We start from the raw sequence: 15784 nt of genomic DNA, 5'->3' as shown, positions 1-15784 counted from the left end.
GTCTTCCACATAGAGCCAGTCACGGATCTGGTCACCCTTGCCATAGACAGGCAGCGGCTTGCCATCGAGCGCATTGAGGATGACCAGCGGGATCAGCTTCTCGGGGAAGTGGAACGGGCCGTAGTTGTTGGAGCAGTTGGTGACTATGGTTGGCAGACCGTAGGTGCGGCGCCAGGCGCGAACCAGATGGTCGCTGGAGGCCTTGGAGGCAGAATATGGGCTGCTGGGGGCATAGGGGGTGGTTTCGGTAAAGAGCGGCAGTGCCACACCGGGGGCGACTTCATCCGGATGGAGCAGGTCGCCATACACCTCGTCGGTGGAGATATGGTGGAAGCGGAAGGCCGCCTTGCGTACCTTGTCCAGACCGTTCCAGTAAGCGCGAGCCGCTTCCAGCAACATATAGGTGCCGACGATGTTGGTCTCGATAAAGTCAGCAGGACCGGTGATGGAGCGATCAACATGGCTCTCTGCGGCCAGATGCATCACGGCATCCGGCTGATGCAGGGCAAACACCCGATCCAGCTCGGCACGGTTGCAGATATCCACCTGCTCAAACGCATAACGCTCGCTTGACGATACATCGGCCAGGGATTCCAGATTGCCGGCATAGGTGAGTTTATCGAGATTGATAACGGAATCTTGGGTATCACGGATGATATGGCGCACCACGGCAGAGCCGATAAAACCTGCGCCACCGGTAACGAGAATTTTCATAGATATGTTATCTCTTGCGAGGAGTTGATATGGATGCGGTTGCGGGCTGAGCCAGAAATTCAAGACCGCGTATAGGGTCTTTTAACATCACCAGAATGTGTCTTGATGAGTACTATTCAATCAAGTTCGCGCCAAATGCTATGGCTACCGCCCTTGGGTTACAGCCCCCAGTTTGCTGCTTTTAACCTGATTGTGCTTGCTGTTGGTCATCATGCCCTCCAGCATTGTTATGTTTTGATGGCGTATCACCATGTTTTCATTTCGTGTAAAACTACGAAACAGAACTTTTCATGGTAAAAAACGCACAGTACCAGCCCGATAGAACGGCAGATTCTATCTCGATTCCAACAAGACTGCACACCAAAAAATGTTTCAGCATCTCGTTTTTAACCAAGATTCGATAGAAAACCAGAAGAGCTGTATGACCCCACCCCCAGTGCGTTCAAAAATCAACCTGATCTAACTGATTGGAACAAAAATGGGGCAACCATACTGGTTGCCCCATTTGTATTGCTGGTCAGATTTGGCCTGACACTATCTTCATCTTCTGGCCGCGCAAGTTAACTGAGAAGAACAGTGCCATCAGTCATGTTTTGACTCATGGGCATGGGTCAGGCGCGCTTCTTTGCTGCTGTGTTTGGTGAAGTAGCGCATCACCAGCACGAAGAAGAGCGGCACGAAGAAGATGGCCAGCACGGTGGCGCTAATCATCCCCCCCATCACACCGGTACCGATAGCGTTACGGCTGCTGGCGCCCGCGCCGGAGCTGATCACCAGCGGCAACACCCCGAGGATAAAGGCGAGCGAGGTCATCAGGATCGGGCGCAGACGCAGACGCGCCGCCTCCACCACCGCCTCACCCAAGCCCATCCCTTTGTCGTAGAGCTCTTTGGCAAATTCCACGATCAAAATCGCGTTTTTCGCCGACAAGCCTATGGTGGTGAGCAGACCGACCTGGAAGTAGACGTCGTTCTCCAGCCCGCGCAGGGTGGCAGCCACAATGGCCCCCAACACCCCGAGCGGTACTACCAGCATCACCGAGAACGGAATGCTCCAGCTCTCGTAGAGGGCCGCCAGACAGAGGAACACCACCAGCAAGGAGATGGCGTAGAGCGCGGGCGCCTGTGAACCGGCCTGCCGCTCTTGGAAGGAGAGCCCGGTCCACTCGATGCCCACCCCTTCCGGCAGCTGTTTCACCATCTGCTCGATAGCGGCCATCGCATCACCGGTACTCTTGCCGGGCGCCGCTTCCCCGACGATCTCCATCGCCGGTACGCCATTGTAACGCTCCAGACGAGGCGATCCGAAGCTCCACTCGGTGCTGGCAAAGGCGGAGAAGGGCACCATCTGACCGGCACTGTTGCGCACATACCAGAGTTTCAGATCTTCCGGGTTCATCCGGAAGGGGGCATCCGCCTGCATGTAGACCTTCTTGATCCGGCCACGATCAACGAAGTCATTGACGTAGGACGAGCCCCAAGCGGTAGCCAGGGTGTTGTTGATATCCGCGATGGATAGCCCCTGCGCCAGCGCTTTCTCGTAGTCGATCTTGATATCGAGCTGTGGCGTATCTTCCATCCCGTTCGGGCGTACCCGCACCAGAGTGGGATCCTGCGCCGCCATGCCGAGCAACTGGTTACGTGCCGCCATCAGCTTGTCGTGACCGATACCGCCGCGATCCTGCAGGAAGAAGTCAAAACCGGTCGCCGTCCCCAACTCAGGAATGGGAGGGAGGTTGAAGGCGAACACTTGCGCCTCCTTGATGCTAAACAGATAGCCCATGGCGCGGCCGATGATGGCATTGGCGCTGCGATCCGGGCTCTTGCGCTCGCTCCAGTCCTTGAGTTTGATAAAGGCCATACCGCTGTTCTGGCCGCTACCGGCGAAGCTGAAGCCCGCCACCGTCAGTACGGAATCGACGTTATCCTTCTCGTTTTTCAGGAAGTAATCGCGCATGTCCGCCAGCACCACCTCGGTGCGCTGCTTGGTGGCCCCCACCGGCAGTTGCACCATGGACATGATGACCCCCTGATCCTCTTCCGGCAGGAAGGAGGTGGGCATCCGCATAAAGAGCACTGCCAGTACCGCCAGCATGGCACCGTAGATCAGGCTGTAGCGCACGCCCTGCTTGATCACCTTGCGCACACCGCTCTGATAGCGGTTGGTACCGGCATCAAAGGCGCGGTTGAACCAGCCAAAGAAGCCGCGCTTGGCACCAAACTCGCCATGTTTCATCGGCTTGAGCAGGGTGGCACAAAGGGCCGGTGTCAGGATCAACGCCACCAGCACCGACAGCACCATGGCCGAGACGATGGTCAGCGAGAACTGACGATAGATGGCGCCGGTCGAGCCGCCGAAGAAGGCCATCGGCACGAACACGGCGGAGAGCACCAAGGCGATCCCCACCAGCGCGCCGGTGATCTGGGTCATCGACTTGCGGGTCGCTTCCAGCGGGGAGAGATCCTCCTCGCTCATCAGCCGCTCCACGTTCTCCACCACCACGATGGCGTCATCCACCAGCAGACCGATGGCCAGCACCATACCGAACATGGTGAGGGTGTTGATGGAGAAGCCGAACGCCGCCATCACCCCGAAGGTACCGAGCAGCACCACAGGCACCGCAATGGTCGGGATCAGGGTAGCGCGGAAGTTCTGCAAGAACAGATACATGACGCAGAACACCAGGAAGATCGCCTCGATCAGGGTCTGCACAACCTCCTCGATGGAGATCTTCACAAACGGCGTGGTGTCGTAGGGGTAGACGATCTCCATGTTGGCCGGGAAGTAATCCGACAGTTCATTGAGCTTGGCACGCACCTTCTCGGCGGTATCCAGCGCGTTGGCGCCGGTCGCCAGCTTGATGGCGACCGCGGCGGTAGACTGGCCGTTGTAGAGCGCATCGGCGTCATAGCTTTCGCCCGCCAGCTCGACCCGGGCCACATCTTTCAGCCGTACCTTGGAGCCATCCTGATTCACCCGCAGCAGGATGTCGTTGAACTGCTCCACGGTAGAGAGACGGGTCTGCCCCATGATGGTGGCGGTGAACTGCTGATCTTCTACCGACGGTGTGCCGCCCAGCTTGCCGAAGGCCACCTGGGCGTTCTGCGCCTTGATGGCCGCCTGCACATCCCCCGGGGTCATCTGCACCCGGTTGAGCTTGTTGGGATCGAGCCAGACCCGCATGGAGTACTGGCTGCCGAACAAGGTGATATCCCCTACCCCGTCCAGACGACTCAGAGGCTCCTTGATGTTGGAGACCACATAGTCCGCCAGGTCGTCGTTGTTCATGCTGCCATCGCTGGAAATGAACGCCGCGACCATCAGGAAGCTGCTGGAGGTCTTCTGTACCCGGATCCCCTGCTGCTGCACCTCTTGCGGCAGCAGCGACATCGCTTGCTGCAGCTTGTTCTGCACCTGCACCTGGGCAATATCGGGATCGGTCCCCGGCTGGAAGGTGAGGGTCACCGACACCCGCCCCGCGGAGTCAGACTGGGAGGACATGTAGAGCAGGTGATCCAGCCCGGTCATGTTCTGTTCGATGATCTGGGTCACCGAGTCTTCCACCGTTTTGGCGGAGGCGCCCGGATAGCTGGCAGAAATACCGACCGCGGGCGGCGCAATGCTCGGATACTGGGCGACCGGCAATTTGATGATGGCCAGGCTACCCGCCAGCATGATCACCAGCGCGATCACCCAGGCAAAAATGGGTCTGTCTATAAAAAATCGAGCCATGAAGCGACTACTCCATCCTACTTGTTGGCCGGGGTGTTGGACGCAGCTTGAGCAGGCGCAGCATCAGCCCCCTGCTCGGCGGGATTGACCACGGCGCCCGGTCGTACTTTCTGCAAGCCAGCCACGATCACCCGCTCGCCGGAGGTGAGCCCTGACTCCACCACCCAGTTGCTGCCGACGACCCGGCTCAGCTGCACGTTGCGCAGCTCCACCTTGTTGTCAGCGGTTACCACCATCACGGTGGCGCCACCATTGGGGGTGCGAGTCACGGCAGTTTGCGGCACCAGCAGCCCTTGCGCCCGCTCCCCCTCTTGCAGGGTGGCGCGCATAAACATGCCGGGCAGCAGCAGCTGGTGAGGGTTGGGCACAATCACCCGCAGGGTCACCATGCCGGAGGTCTCGTCTACGGTCACATCGGAGAACTGCAGCGAGCCCTCTTCGCCATAAGTGGAGCCATCTTCCAGCTGGAAGGTCACCTTGGCCCCCTTCTGCTCGTCCTGGGTCAACTTGCCCTCGGCGACCAGTCGCTTGAGGCGCAGCAGATCGGCGGTGGACTGACGCACATCCACATACATGGGATCGAGCTGCTGAATGGCGGTCAGGCTATCAGCCTGCTGGGCGGTCACCAGCGCCCCCTCGGTCACCGCGGATTTACCGATGCGGCCACTGATGGGGGCGGTGATGCGGGTGTAACCGAGATTGATCTCGGCAGTGCGCAGGGCCGCCTTGCTCGCCATGATCTCCGCCTTGGCCTGCTTCCAGCTGGCGTCGGCGTCGTCATAGTCCTGACGGCTGATGGATTTGACCTTGAGCAGCTCCTGATAGCGCTGCGCCTTGAGGCGGGCACTCTGCTCGTTGGCCTCGGCCTTGGCCAGATTGGCTTTGGCGCTGGCGACTGCCGCCTGATAGACAGCCGGATCGATCTGATAGAGCAGGTCGCCCGCCTTCACATCGCTTCCCTCGGTAAAGAGGCGCTTGAGGATGATGCCGCTCACCTGCGGACGCACTTCGGCCACCCGCAACGGGGCGCTGCGACCGGTCAACTCGGTGGTCAACATCAGCGGACCGCTCTGCAGGGTCACCACGTTGACCGCCGCGGGCGGCATGCCGCCCTGTCCCTGGGGTGCGCCCCCCTTGTCACCACAACCTGCCAACAAGCCTGTAGCCAGCAAGGCAAGACCAACTGAACGAGCAAGAATATGTTTATGCATGAAACACCTGAGCCTTTGCCAGTCAATGAACAATCAGGGCCGCATGGGCCCTGTTGGTAAATAGTCGAAAGATGAGGCAATATACATACATTCATAAATGTATGTAAGTGACTTTTTGCTTGCATGAGGCACAAATTTCGATGGCCAGACGAACCAAAGAAGAGGCGCAGCAAACCCGCTGCCACATCATGAGCACGGCGCTGGATCTGTTCTGCTCTCAGGGCCTGGCCAAGACCAGCCTGACCGACATCGCCAGGGCGGCAGACCTGACCCGCGGGGCCATCTATTGGCACTTCAAGAACAAGGATGAACTCTTCATTTCGCTCTGGCAGGAGCTCTGCAGCCCCCTCGCCCACCAGCTCGATGCCTGCCTCAATCCAGATGAGCCGGATCCGCTGGGGCAACTGCGCCTCTTCTTCGAAGGGGTACTCCACAGCTTCATTCACAATCCGGCCCAGCGGCAGATGTTCACCATCCTGTTCAATCTCGAATCGCTGGAGGGGGAGGCCATCTCACTGCGCGAACATATCCGCAGCCAGTCCGCCAACTTCTTTCGGGACCTGGAGACCACCCTGGCCAATGCGGTACGACGGGGCCAATTGCCCGCCAACCTCAACCTGCAGCGCGCCGCCACCCTGCTCCACTGCACTCTGGATGGCTACATCATCAACTGGCTCCACTTTCCGGGGCGGATAGACCTGCAGGGCGAATCAGCCTTCCTGATAGAGAGCATGTTCACCATGCTGGCCCAGCCCCACGGGCCTGCCTGCGGCCGCTAACCGGCTCCAGCAACTCTCACACTTCCAAATCGGGGCCTGACTGCGCGCTTTGGCAGTCAGGCCCCGATTTGTTACCCTGTGCGCCCCCTGCTTGAGGTAACCCCTGTGCCACACTCTGACGCCATCCCCGCTGCCTGGCCATTGAACGACCAGCACACCCACGTCCGAACTGCCTTTGTGGCACGCCTCAAACCCGGTGCTCACCTGCTCAATGGTCAATGTGGTATGGGGGAGGATCTCTGCTGGCTGCGTGCAGAAGGGTATGTGATCACTGCCTGTGAAGCGGTACTGGCCGACGCCAAAGTCGCCTCGCAGCAATCCGGGCAAGCTGTGCGGGTCTGCCCGCTGGCGAAGATGCACTCGGTGCTCCCTTACGATGGCATCTGGCTGAGCCGCCCGCTTGATGGCGACGTGGCCACCCTTGTCCCACTGTTGCAACAGCTGGCGACCCTGCTCAAAGCGGGCGCTCCGATCTGCTTCCCCCTGCCCCCAAACGGCAAGATAACTCACGCTCAGCTACAGCAACTGGTCACCACATCCGGGATAGCGCTGCAACTGGCGCCGATGGAAGCCGTATCAGCCAGTACGTCAGATTCCTCAAGTCAACACGTCAACCAGTACGTCATGTTGCTGCGTGGCGATCATCAGGCCACCTAACGGGCTAATTCATCACGGATTTTCCAGTTCAACGCCAAGCCGACAGCTAGTCGGCGATCCTGGCTTTCGACAATATTTAACTCGGAGTTAACGCAGAAAAGGCAGACATAACACGGCTTACGTGTTAAAAAGTGTGATTAATATCAAATTTAATAACAAAACAGACAATACAACCAACTCCGGATTTCCTTATGAAACTTGTCCTGAAACTCATTGCTGGCATCCTTGCCGGTCTCTTGCTCGGTCTCTACGCCCCTGAGTGGGTGGCGCGCGTGCTGTTTACGGCCAAGACAGTGATAGGTCAGCTGATCACCTTCACCATTCCGCTCATCATTCTGTTCTTTATCATGAGCGGCATCGCCAGCCTGCCGAAAAACTCCGGCAAGCTGCTGGGCAAAACCGTGGCCCTCTCCTACTGCTCCACCATTCTGGCGGGGCTGTTCGCCTTTACCGTGGCGAGCCACCTGATCCCGCAGTTCACCACCGCCGCCGAGCCCACCACGGCCACGGCTATCAAGCTTACCTCCTACGTCAATCTGGAGATCCCGCCGCTGTTTGGCGTGATGTCGGCACTGGCCGCCGCCTTCGTGTTTGGCATCGGCATCAGCGCCACCCAGGCCACCGATCTGCGCCGAGTCGCCGATCAGGGTCGTGACATCATCGACCGCCTGCTGGCCAAGGTGATCATTCCGCTGCTGCCGTTTTACATCGCCGGCGTCTTCGTCGAGATGACGGTGGAAGGCACCGTATTCGCCACCCTGAAAACCTTCGGCGTGGTACTGGTGATGGCGATCCTGATGCACTGGATCTGGCTCTCCGTGCTGTTCGTGGGCACCGGTCTGGCCCTTGGCCGCTCACCGGCCCAGCTCATCAAGAACATGCTGCCCGCCTACTTTACTGCGCTGGGGACCATGTCAAGCGCTGCCACCATTCCGGTCGCCCTGCAGTCGAGCAAGAACAACGGGGTGAGCGACGGTATCGCCAACTTCACCGTGCCGCTGTGCGCCACCATTCACCTCTGTGGCTCCACCATTACCCTGGTCACCTGTGCCACCGCGGTGATGTTCCTCTCCGAGCATCTGGCCATTCCGGGCATCGAGACCATGCTCCCCTTCATCATGATGCTGGGGGTGATCATGATCGCCGCCCCGGGCGCCCCGGGTGGTGGCGTGATGTCGGCGCTGGGCCTGCTCACCTCCATGCTCGGCTTTGGTGAAGCCTCCATCGCCCTGATGATCGCCCTCTATCTGGCGCAAGACAGCTTCGGCACCGCCTGCAACGTCACCGGTGACGGCGTGATTGCCCTGTGGGCGGATCGCTTCGCCAATGGCAGCGAGAGCGTAGCCCCCGTGGCCGAGGCCGAACAGGCGTAAGCTCGCCGGGATAGCTCGACCATCCTCTGCAAAACCGCAGGCCCGAACCTCTGTTCGGGCCTGCATCGTTTCTGCCACCTTCACAGCCTTTGTACGTATTCCGCCTCCCCCTCTTTACCCCCCTCTACCATGAATAGCACTGGCGCAGCTCTCTACACCCGACAAAATTATTGGCATATGCTACATATGGGCGTATAAATGGCTTATGCCAATTAGGAGCCACCATGCCAAGACCCAAGATTGCCCGCCAGATCTGTGGCCGCCCCGCCAACAGCTGCTTCAAACCCAACGGCCGCCCCATGCATCAGCTGGAACAGGTCACGCTGGCCCCTGACGAGTTCGAGGCACTGCGCCTCGTCGACCTTCAAGGAATGCAGCAGCAGGAGGCCGCCCTGGTGATGGGGGTCTCCCGCCAGACCCTGGCCAATATCCTGAAAAAAGGGCGCTACAAGGTGGTGGAGTGTCTGAGTCTGGGCAAGGCATTGATGATGCAACCCGCCGAGCCCGACCACCCAACCAGTGGAGAAGAGCCGACATGAATGCTGTTACAACCATGACCACCAACCCCAGCAACAGCGCCCTGATGCTGAGTCAGGGGCTGCTGGCTGGCCACTTTACCCGTGCCGAGCAGCTGCAAATTCTTAACCCAGAAGGGAACGTCATCGCCACCCTGACCAACCCGGCCGCCGCCGAAGGCTGCCACGGCAAGCAAGCGCTGCTCGACGCCCTCGCCCATCATCAAGTGGGTCAGGTGGTGGTGCGCAATATCGGCGAGCGAATGCTGGGGCGCCTGCTGGCGGCCAATATCCGGGTGCTGCAGTGTCGCTCTGCCCGCCTGCCGCTGCCCGCGCTGCTGGCCCCCACCAATTTGCAACCTCTTACCGAGGCCAGTCAGGGCCGCCCATCTCGACGTCATCAGAGCAAATCTGCGATCCGTGCCATCCAGCCCGTCGGCGCAGACCACAGCCATGCGAATTGCCACGGTGATTGCAACAGTGGCTCCAATCACTGTTGCGCCAGTAGTGGCAATCAGGCAGAGAGCTCACGACAAGGCCATACTTGTTGCCACGGCAGTGAAGGCGCCAACCAGCAGGGCGGTTGCTGCCATCATCACTGATGCCATCGCCATGCATGTCATCACCATCAAAGAGAAGAGATCATGTCCATCTGGTTGTTGAGCCTGCTCGCCTCGTTTGTGCTGATCCTGGCCATGGGCGCCATCATCTGGTGGCGCCAATATCAGCTTGCCCAGAAACGGGAAGATAAAGAGGTGCGCCCCTGTGGCTGCTCCAGTGCCTGCGCGGATCACCTCTATCAGATCAGCGAGCCGACGCCCAAAAAGTAACCTGACCGCAGTCGCCATAGCCGCAGATACAAGGTCGGCAAAATAAGGGCGCGTGGAATCGAGAGACGCATAAAAGAGAGGGGGCACCTGCTGGTGTTCCCTCTCTATTTATTCCTCGTCATGCTTGATCCGCCGTATTGCCCCTTAAGCTCATCACACATGCTCAACCCGGCTCAATGCCGCTGGCCGCCACGCTCGCAGAGCAGGCCGGATCCTGATACTGCTGATAGATGGCATAAAACTCGGCCTTGTTGTGCAGGGCCGCGGCGACACAGGCGGGATCAAACTGGCTGCCGGCATGCTCTTCCAGATAGGAAAACGCCGTCTCGAACGGCCATGCCTTCTTGTAGGGGCGCTCGCTGGTCAGGGCATCAAACACATCCGCCACCGTCACGATGCGCGCCGCCAGCGGGATCGCCTCCCCCGCCAGCCCCAGCGGATAGCCGGTTCCGTCGAAGCGTTCGTGATGGCTGGCGATGATATTGGTCAGCATGTCGGTGTGGTGAATGCCATCGAGACCAAACTCGTTGATCATCAGGCTGATCATCTCCCGCCCCTTGCCGGGGTGGATCTTCATGATCTCGAACTCTTCCGGCGTCAGCTTGCCCGGCTTGAGCAAAATGGCATCCGGCACCGCGATCTTGCCGATGTCGTGCAGCTCGGAGAAGAGGTAGATAAACTCCACCTCCTCATCGCTCAGCCCGCAAGTCGGGGCCAGCGTCTTGGCGATCAGCCGGGAGTAGGCCGACATCCGGTGCAGATGGTTGGCGGTCTCCTCATCCCGATAACGGCTGAACTCCCGCGCAGTGGTCAGCGCGCCGCCAAGGGTCTGGATGGAGAAAAACTCCACCGCAATGATGGCCGACAGCGCCTGGGCATAGGCCGACAGCTCGCTTCGGATCGGCTCCTCGAAATATCCCGGCTCCATGGCATCGCAAAACAGAAAGCCAAACAGCTTGCTGTTGAACAGCAGCGGCTCGGTATAGCTTGAGGCATAACCCGCCTCCAGCACCTTGCGGCTGTGCTCCGACGCAGAGCCACGCAGGGCATCCAGATTGCCGAGCACCCGGGGCTGCTTGTGCTCCGCCAGATAACTCAGGGAGGGAACATCGCTCAGCTTCACCTCATACTGCACCAGCGGCGAGGGCCCCTCGGTGCTGTGGGCAAAGGTCTTGAGCTGATCGGTATGGGGATCGTAAATCGCGATGGCCACCCGACTCAGCTTGTCAAAGCGCTGCCTGAGCGTGGCATGTACGCTCTGCATTTTTTCGCCAAATGAACTTTCCATCGCCTTCTCCAACGGGACCCCGTGATGGAAGTATAGTGACTCCCTTTGACGCACTCCCCGCCACAGCGTCAAAATTGACAGAAAAATCAACAAAGCAGCATCCCCACAACAAGCCCGGACGGCAGAGGCAATAGCCCTACCAAGGGCGCGCCATAACCGGCTGCTCGTGCGGCGCAATCTTGCCTGGTCGGAGATATTGTTCGATTCTGCCATGCTGGCTGTATAGTTTTTGGTTAACCATTCCGGTAAAATCCGCGCCCTTAAAGAAGAGCCACCTAAGAGTGATTGAGCGATGTCCAACACAAAACAGGCCCCCAAAGTAGGATTCGTCTCCTTGGGTTGCCCCAAAAACCTGGTCGATTCAGAACGCATCCTGACCCAGCTGCGTACCGAAGGGTACGACGTGGTGCCCAGCTATGACGATGCCGAGCTGGTCGTCGTCAACACCTGTGGCTTTATCGACAGTGCCGTGCAGGAGTCGCTGGAAGCGATCGGCGAAGCGCTGGCCGAGAACGGCAAGGTGATCGTCACCGGCTGCCTTGGCGCCAAAGAGAATCAGATCCGCGAGATCCACCCCAAGGTGCTCGAGATCACCGGCCCCCACGCCTACGAAGAGGTGCTGGGTCACGTCCACAAATATGTGGAGAAGCCGCAGCACAACCCCTTCACCAGTCTGGTACCGGCCCACGGCGTCAAGCTGACCCCGCGCCACTACGCCTATCTGAAGATTTCCGAAGGGTGCAACCACCGCTGCACCTTCTGCATCATCCCCTCCATGCGCGGGGATCTGGTGAGCCGCCCCATCGGCGACGTGCTGGCCGAAGCCAAGCGCCTGAAAGAGGCTGGCGTGAAGGAGCTGCTGGTGATCTCCCAGGACACCTCCGCCTACGGCGTCGATGTGAAGCATCGCACCGGTTTCTACGACGGCATGCCGGTCAAGACCAGCATGGTCGCCCTGTGCGAAGAGCTGGCCAAGCTCGATATCTGGGTGCGTCTGCACTACGTCTACCCCTACCCGCATGTGGATGACGTCATCCCGCTGATGCGCGATGGCAAGATCCTGCCCTACCTCGACATCCCGCTGCAGCACGCCAGCCCGCGCATCCTCAAACTGATGAAGCGCCCAGGTTCGGTCGAGCGCACTCTGGAGCGGATCCAGAAGTGGCGCGAGATCTGCCCGCAGATCACCCTGCGCTCCACCTTTATCGTCGGCTTCCCGGGCGAGACCGAGGAAGATTTCCAGATGCTGCTGGAGTTCATCGACAAGGCGGAGCTGGATCGGGTCGGCTGCTTCAAATACAGCCCGGTCGAAGGGGCGCTGGCCAACGAGCTGCCGGACCCGGTACCGGAAGCCGTACAGGAAGAGCGCTTCCAGCGCTTTATGGAGCTGCAACAGCAGGTCTCCATCCGCAAGCTGGCCCGTAAAGTGGGTCAGGAGATGACCGTTATCATCGACGAAGTGGACGAAGAGGGTGCCACTGGCCGCTCTTTTGCCGATGCACCGGAGATCGATGGACTGGTCTACCTCAACGGCGAAACCGGCCTCAAGCCGGGCGACATGGTCAAGGTGCGGATCGACGAATCCGACGAATATGACCTGTGGGCCAGCCTGATTGGCTAACCCTGCCATGGGTACACACGCCGCATGTTGAGTCGATAGCGTTCAACGTAACTAAACAAAAAGCGCCTGATGGCGCTTTTTGTTTAACAACTACTGGCGACAAACTGCTAGCCGAGGTCGTGCAGCGCCTTGCCAAGGGGCGGGGTGAGGCGCAAATCAGAGAAACGCACCGCCAGTCCCTGCCGCTCCGGTGTGCAGCACATCACCCCGATAAAGCAACGTTCGCTTGGCGGGAACGGGGCGAGGCGCAGCAGCGGCCACACCTTGCCATCGGTGGAGTATTGCAGGCGCAGACAGTCCGCCAGCCGGGTCAGCCGCAGCCAGAAGCGGCGCGGGTTGCCGGGAAAAATACCGGTGGCCCAGTCAGAGCGCGGATTGGTCAGTACGCTGCCGATCATCGGCTGATCATCGTTGTACTCGATCCCCGCCTTGAGCCAGTGCGCATCGTCTTGCAGCAGCATCAGCCCCGCCTGATCGTAGAGGGTGGTGAACTCCCCCTCGACGCAGACCTGAAAGGTGAACTCCCCCGCCACCTCGCAGCCATAGAGATGCCCGCTGTGGCGCTCGAAGCCATACCAGGTGCTGCGCCAAAAATCGGTCTGCTGGTCTGTCACCACCTGCAAGCCATCGCTGGTCTTGTGCCACTGGGCCGGTTCATTGAGCCAGCGCCATTCCATCCCTTTCATCATCCTGCTTTGCTCCCTTATCGCGCCTAATCCCGCACGGATGCGGCTCGCCAACGCCTCGTCCGGTCACGGCAAGTCATGGCTGCGCCTCTGCGGAACCCATAAAAGGAGTCAATAGTGTCGCTATTGCTGCCCCGATACAAGGCTTGTGCGTTGCGCCATCAGTGCGTGCAAAAAGCGCGGGGGGCCTGATGGCCCCCCGCAAACACACCGGATGAGAAAATGCCTTACTTGGCGGCGCTATCCTTCACGCACTTCTGGACAAAGCTGTTCTTGGCCGCGCCAGCCAGCTTCTTGTCGGCCGCCGCCTTCTCGCACTTGGCTGCCGGATCCACTGCCGCGCCCGTCTTCACGCACTTCTGGATAAAGCTGTTCTTGGCCGCACCGGCCAGCTTTTTGTCGGCGGCCGCTTTCTCGCACTCGCCGGTCGCGGCACCCGCGGCATCTTTCACGCACTTGCCGACAAAGCTGGTCTTGGCGGCGCCGTTAAGTTTTTTGGCCGCGGCCTGCGCCTCGCACTGTAACTGGGCTGCGTCGTTGGCAAAGACCGGATTGGCCAGCAGCACGCTGCCGCAGAGCAGGCCGAACAGGATGGTACGCTTCATGGAAGATCTCCTCTCTATCTGGTGATGTGTTTGCATGGTCATATTTGCATGACGATGTGTTGCAAATGGCTGTGATGGCAACAGCTGATTGTTGCCGCAGATCCTCCGCCTCGCCAGCTTGGGAGCGGAGCACAGGGCAACCATCGCCCGCACTATAGCGCCGATTGGCGGAGCGGGATTGACCCCAGCCAACTCCTCCTTAGCGGCAAGCCAGCCACCCTATTCCAACCCACGCCCGCCAACCCCAATAAAATCAAGGGCCATGGGAATCCTGTATCGTGCCGCTGCTATTTTTTGAGCTGGCGCATAAAACGCAGATATTCCTGATAGTTACGTCAATTTTTGACTGGTGAGACCAGATTCGATTGGCTTAACATAGCCATCCGGTGCCTATTGCTGCGATGGGCCAAGCCCTTGCTGATCTATGGAGCATATTGGAAGCTGTAATCCACGGGCGGTAGCGTGGTTTTGAGTGAAGTAACCGCCCCTCCGAGAAAGGTGAATGAAGCGGATTCAGCAACCCAACTGTAGAATCGACTCCTTACAAGAAAAAATAGGAGTCAATATTAATCGGTCATTAAGAATGGATTTACTTTCATGTTTAATCAAAAAATAATTTCTTGCAATAATTTTTTGCGAAACGCCCCTTGCTGTAACACTACCCCCGGGCATATGTGTAATTGCTATAACGAACTATGGAGTGACTTCCATACAAGACCCGACACTTATAATTGCGATAAAAAAATGAATTATTACGCATTAAATTATGGAGCATCATATATAAGTGAGTATTACCACTATATATCTCAATCTCAGCTCATCCAAAACATTCTAATAAATAACGATAATGTTTGTATAAAATCTTTGGGATGTGGCTTCGCTCCTGATTATTACGCCATACAAAAATATTGTATCGACAATGGAATCAACTGCAATGTTAATTATACTGGCTACGACATCAGTAGCCACTGGGGAACAATAAGGCCACATGGTAATAACATCAACTTCATAAATTGTGACATATCATCTAATATCGATCTCCAGAATGCTGACATAATAATTATCGGGAAGGTTTTCTCAACTCTCCTGAGAAATCAGATGGCAACCTCATTTATTTCAACGCTGAAAAATGCAATAACAACTACAATGCCACAAAATTCCATTCTTGTTTTCAATGATATTAATCATGTGGATTTTGGAAGAGATCTATTTGATAGCTCAGTAGCTCATCTATTCAGCGTATCAAACAAATTTTATTTCAATGGCTATCAAGGGAGAAACTGGACACATATCAACCAACCTAATATAATCTATCAAATTCCTGCGGGGCTGACTGTTACACCCCTGACGAATACAGGGAGCACAATAGTTTTTGAATACAGGAAATAGATATGATTATAAGCGCGAGCAGAAGGACGGATATTCCAGCTTTTTATACGCCATGGTTTATGAACAGGGTACGCGCAGGTTTTTTACTCACAAGAAATCCTTTTAATGCACACCAAATAAAACGAGTATCCCTACATCCAAATGAAGTTGATGCCATCGTGTTTTGGACAAGAAACCCATTGATGCTCATGATGCACTTGGATGAACTTGATAACATCGGTCATAAATATTACTTCCAATATACAATAACCGGTTACCCAAGCATTCTCGAAAATAATGTTCCAAAGCCCCACAGAGCAATAAAAACCTTTTGTGAACTGTCAGATAAAATAGGTTACAAAAAAGTAATATGGAGATACGACCCCATTTTACTGAGTAATTTAG

General features: G+C 57.6%; 15 protein-coding genes. 9 read left to right on the top strand and 6 right to left on the bottom strand.

The genetic code is table 11. The features are described 5' to 3' along the window. The 3 genes from AACS18_RS07235 to AACS18_RS07225 all read right to left on the bottom strand — a co-directional run. On the bottom strand, positions 1 to 714 hold a 714-nt coding region (locus AACS18_RS07235), incomplete at its 3' end, for a GDP-mannose 4,6-dehydratase (protein ID WP_108614026.1). A 582-nt stretch (positions 715 to 1296) separates the two neighbouring features. Continuing rightward, entirely contained in the window at positions 1297 to 4446 is a 3150-nt protein-coding gene (locus tag AACS18_RS07230; protein ID WP_108614025.1) for an efflux RND transporter permease subunit, read from the bottom strand. A 17-nt stretch (positions 4447 to 4463) separates the two neighbouring features. Next, positions 4464 to 5657 (bottom strand): efflux RND transporter periplasmic adaptor subunit, encoded by a 1194-nt coding sequence (locus AACS18_RS07225; protein WP_108614024.1) that lies wholly within the window; start codon positions 5655 to 5657, stop codon positions 4464 to 4466. Between the two features lie 140 nt (positions 5658 to 5797). Here AACS18_RS07225 and AACS18_RS07220 point away from each other — a divergent pair, with 140 nt between their 5' ends. The 6 genes from AACS18_RS07220 to AACS18_RS07195 all read left to right on the top strand — a co-directional run bounded on the left by AACS18_RS07220 (position 5798) and on the right by AACS18_RS07195 (position 9811). Next, the gene (locus AACS18_RS07220; RefSeq protein WP_040065945.1) at positions 5798 to 6436 is read left to right on the top strand and encodes a TetR family transcriptional regulator; all 639 of its coding nucleotides are present in this window, start codon (positions 5798 to 5800) and stop codon (positions 6434 to 6436) included. A 105-nt stretch (positions 6437 to 6541) separates the two neighbouring features. Beyond that, positions 6542 to 7093 carry a hypothetical protein gene (locus tag AACS18_RS07215; protein WP_108614023.1) on the top strand — a complete coding sequence of 184 codons (552 nt, stop codon included), beginning with the start codon at positions 6542 to 6544 and terminating at the stop codon, positions 7091 to 7093. A 191-nt stretch (positions 7094 to 7284) separates the two neighbouring features. Beyond that, positions 7285 to 8466: a dicarboxylate/amino acid:cation symporter gene (locus tag AACS18_RS07210; RefSeq protein ID WP_108614022.1), complete on the top strand. Its 1182-nt coding sequence runs from the start codon at positions 7285 to 7287 to the stop codon at positions 8464 to 8466. Positions 8467 to 8690: 224 nt separating this feature from the next. After that, on the top strand, positions 8691 to 9005 hold the full coding sequence (locus tag AACS18_RS07205; RefSeq protein ID WP_005338107.1) for a DUF134 domain-containing protein: 315 nt from the start codon (positions 8691 to 8693) through the stop codon (positions 9003 to 9005). After that, positions 9002 to 9583, top strand: a complete 582-nt coding sequence (locus AACS18_RS07200; RefSeq protein WP_108614021.1) for a NifB/NifX family molybdenum-iron cluster-binding protein — start codon at positions 9002 to 9004, stop codon at positions 9581 to 9583. Before AACS18_RS07205 ends, AACS18_RS07200 begins: the two co-directional genes overlap by 4 nt. Positions 9584 to 9625: 42 nt before the next feature. Next, the gene (locus tag AACS18_RS07195) at positions 9626 to 9811 is read left to right on the top strand and encodes a hypothetical protein (RefSeq protein WP_108614020.1); all 186 of its coding nucleotides are present in this window, start codon (positions 9626 to 9628) and stop codon (positions 9809 to 9811) included. Positions 9812 to 9974: 163 nt separating this feature from the next. Here AACS18_RS07195 and AACS18_RS07190 read toward each other — a convergent pair whose 3' ends face one another. Continuing rightward, positions 9975 to 11099 carry an HD-GYP domain-containing protein gene (locus AACS18_RS07190; RefSeq protein WP_108614019.1) on the bottom strand — a complete coding sequence of 375 codons (1125 nt, stop codon included), beginning with the start codon at positions 11097 to 11099 and terminating at the stop codon, positions 9975 to 9977. 292 nt (positions 11100 to 11391) lie between these two features. Here AACS18_RS07190 and rimO point away from each other — a divergent pair, with 292 nt between their 5' ends. Continuing rightward, positions 11392 to 12720, top strand: coding sequence for a 30S ribosomal protein S12 methylthiotransferase RimO (rimO, locus tag AACS18_RS07185; protein ID WP_108614018.1), 1329 nt, complete (start codon positions 11392 to 11394; stop codon positions 12718 to 12720). A gap of 107 nt (positions 12721 to 12827) precedes the next feature. On the opposite strand, the gene AACS18_RS07180 is transcribed toward rimO, so the two are convergent. Further along, on the bottom strand, positions 12828 to 13409 hold the full coding sequence (locus AACS18_RS07180) for a DUF1349 domain-containing protein (RefSeq protein WP_108614017.1): 582 nt from the start codon (positions 13407 to 13409) through the stop codon (positions 12828 to 12830). Positions 13410 to 13633: 224 nt separating this feature from the next. After that, on the bottom strand, positions 13634 to 14011 hold the full coding sequence (locus AACS18_RS07175; protein ID WP_005338113.1) for a hypothetical protein: 378 nt from the start codon (positions 14009 to 14011) through the stop codon (positions 13634 to 13636). Positions 14012 to 15109: 1098 nt separating this feature from the next. Between AACS18_RS07175 and AACS18_RS07170 the strand changes: the two genes are divergently transcribed. Then, positions 15110 to 15400 (top strand): hypothetical protein, encoded by a 291-nt coding sequence (locus tag AACS18_RS07170; protein WP_146184863.1) that lies wholly within the window; start codon positions 15110 to 15112, stop codon positions 15398 to 15400. Positions 15401 to 15402: 2 nt separating this feature from the next. Then, the coding region (locus AACS18_RS07165) for a DUF1848 family protein (RefSeq protein ID WP_146184862.1) at positions 15403 to 15784 on the top strand (382 nt) is incomplete at its 3' end.

It is taken from the genome of Aeromonas sp. HMWF015 (assembly GCF_963878965.1).
Lineage (GTDB): Bacteria > Pseudomonadota > Gammaproteobacteria > Enterobacterales > Aeromonadaceae > Aeromonas > Aeromonas veronii.
The sequence above is the reverse complement of the archived record's forward strand: the minus strand, read 5'-3'. Positions and strand labels throughout refer to the sequence as shown.

Bases quoted from the DNA above. Each gene is read 5' to 3' on its own strand.
- AACS18_RS07230 (WP_108614025.1), bottom strand. From the start codon at position 4,446: ATGGCTCGATTTTTTATAGACAGACCCATTTTTGCCTGGGTGATCGCG.
- AACS18_RS07225 (WP_108614024.1), bottom strand. From the start codon at position 5,657: ATGCATAAACATATTCTTGCTCGTTCAGTTGGTCTTGCCTTGCTGGCT.
- AACS18_RS07220 (WP_040065945.1), top strand. From the start codon at position 5,798: ATGGCCAGACGAACCAAAGAAGAGGCGCAGCAAACCCGCTGCCACATC.
- AACS18_RS07210 (WP_108614022.1), top strand. From the start codon at position 7,285: ATGAAACTTGTCCTGAAACTCATTGCTGGCATCCTTGCCGGTCTCTTG.
- AACS18_RS07205 (WP_005338107.1), top strand. From the start codon at position 8,691: ATGCCAAGACCCAAGATTGCCCGCCAGATCTGTGGCCGCCCCGCCAAC.
- AACS18_RS07200 (WP_108614021.1), top strand. From the start codon at position 9,002: ATGAATGCTGTTACAACCATGACCACCAACCCCAGCAACAGCGCCCTG.
- AACS18_RS07195 (WP_108614020.1), top strand. From the start codon at position 9,626: ATGTCCATCTGGTTGTTGAGCCTGCTCGCCTCGTTTGTGCTGATCCTG.
- AACS18_RS07190 (WP_108614019.1), bottom strand. From the start codon at position 11,099: ATGGAAAGTTCATTTGGCGAAAAAATGCAGAGCGTACATGCCACGCTC.
- rimO (WP_108614018.1), top strand. From the start codon at position 11,392: ATGTCCAACACAAAACAGGCCCCCAAAGTAGGATTCGTCTCCTTGGGT.
- AACS18_RS07180 (WP_108614017.1), bottom strand. From the start codon at position 13,409: ATGATGAAAGGGATGGAATGGCGCTGGCTCAATGAACCGGCCCAGTGG.
- AACS18_RS07175 (WP_005338113.1), bottom strand. From the start codon at position 14,011: ATGAAGCGTACCATCCTGTTCGGCCTGCTCTGCGGCAGCGTGCTGCTG.
- AACS18_RS07170 (WP_146184863.1), top strand. From the start codon at position 15,110: ATGGCAACCTCATTTATTTCAACGCTGAAAAATGCAATAACAACTACA.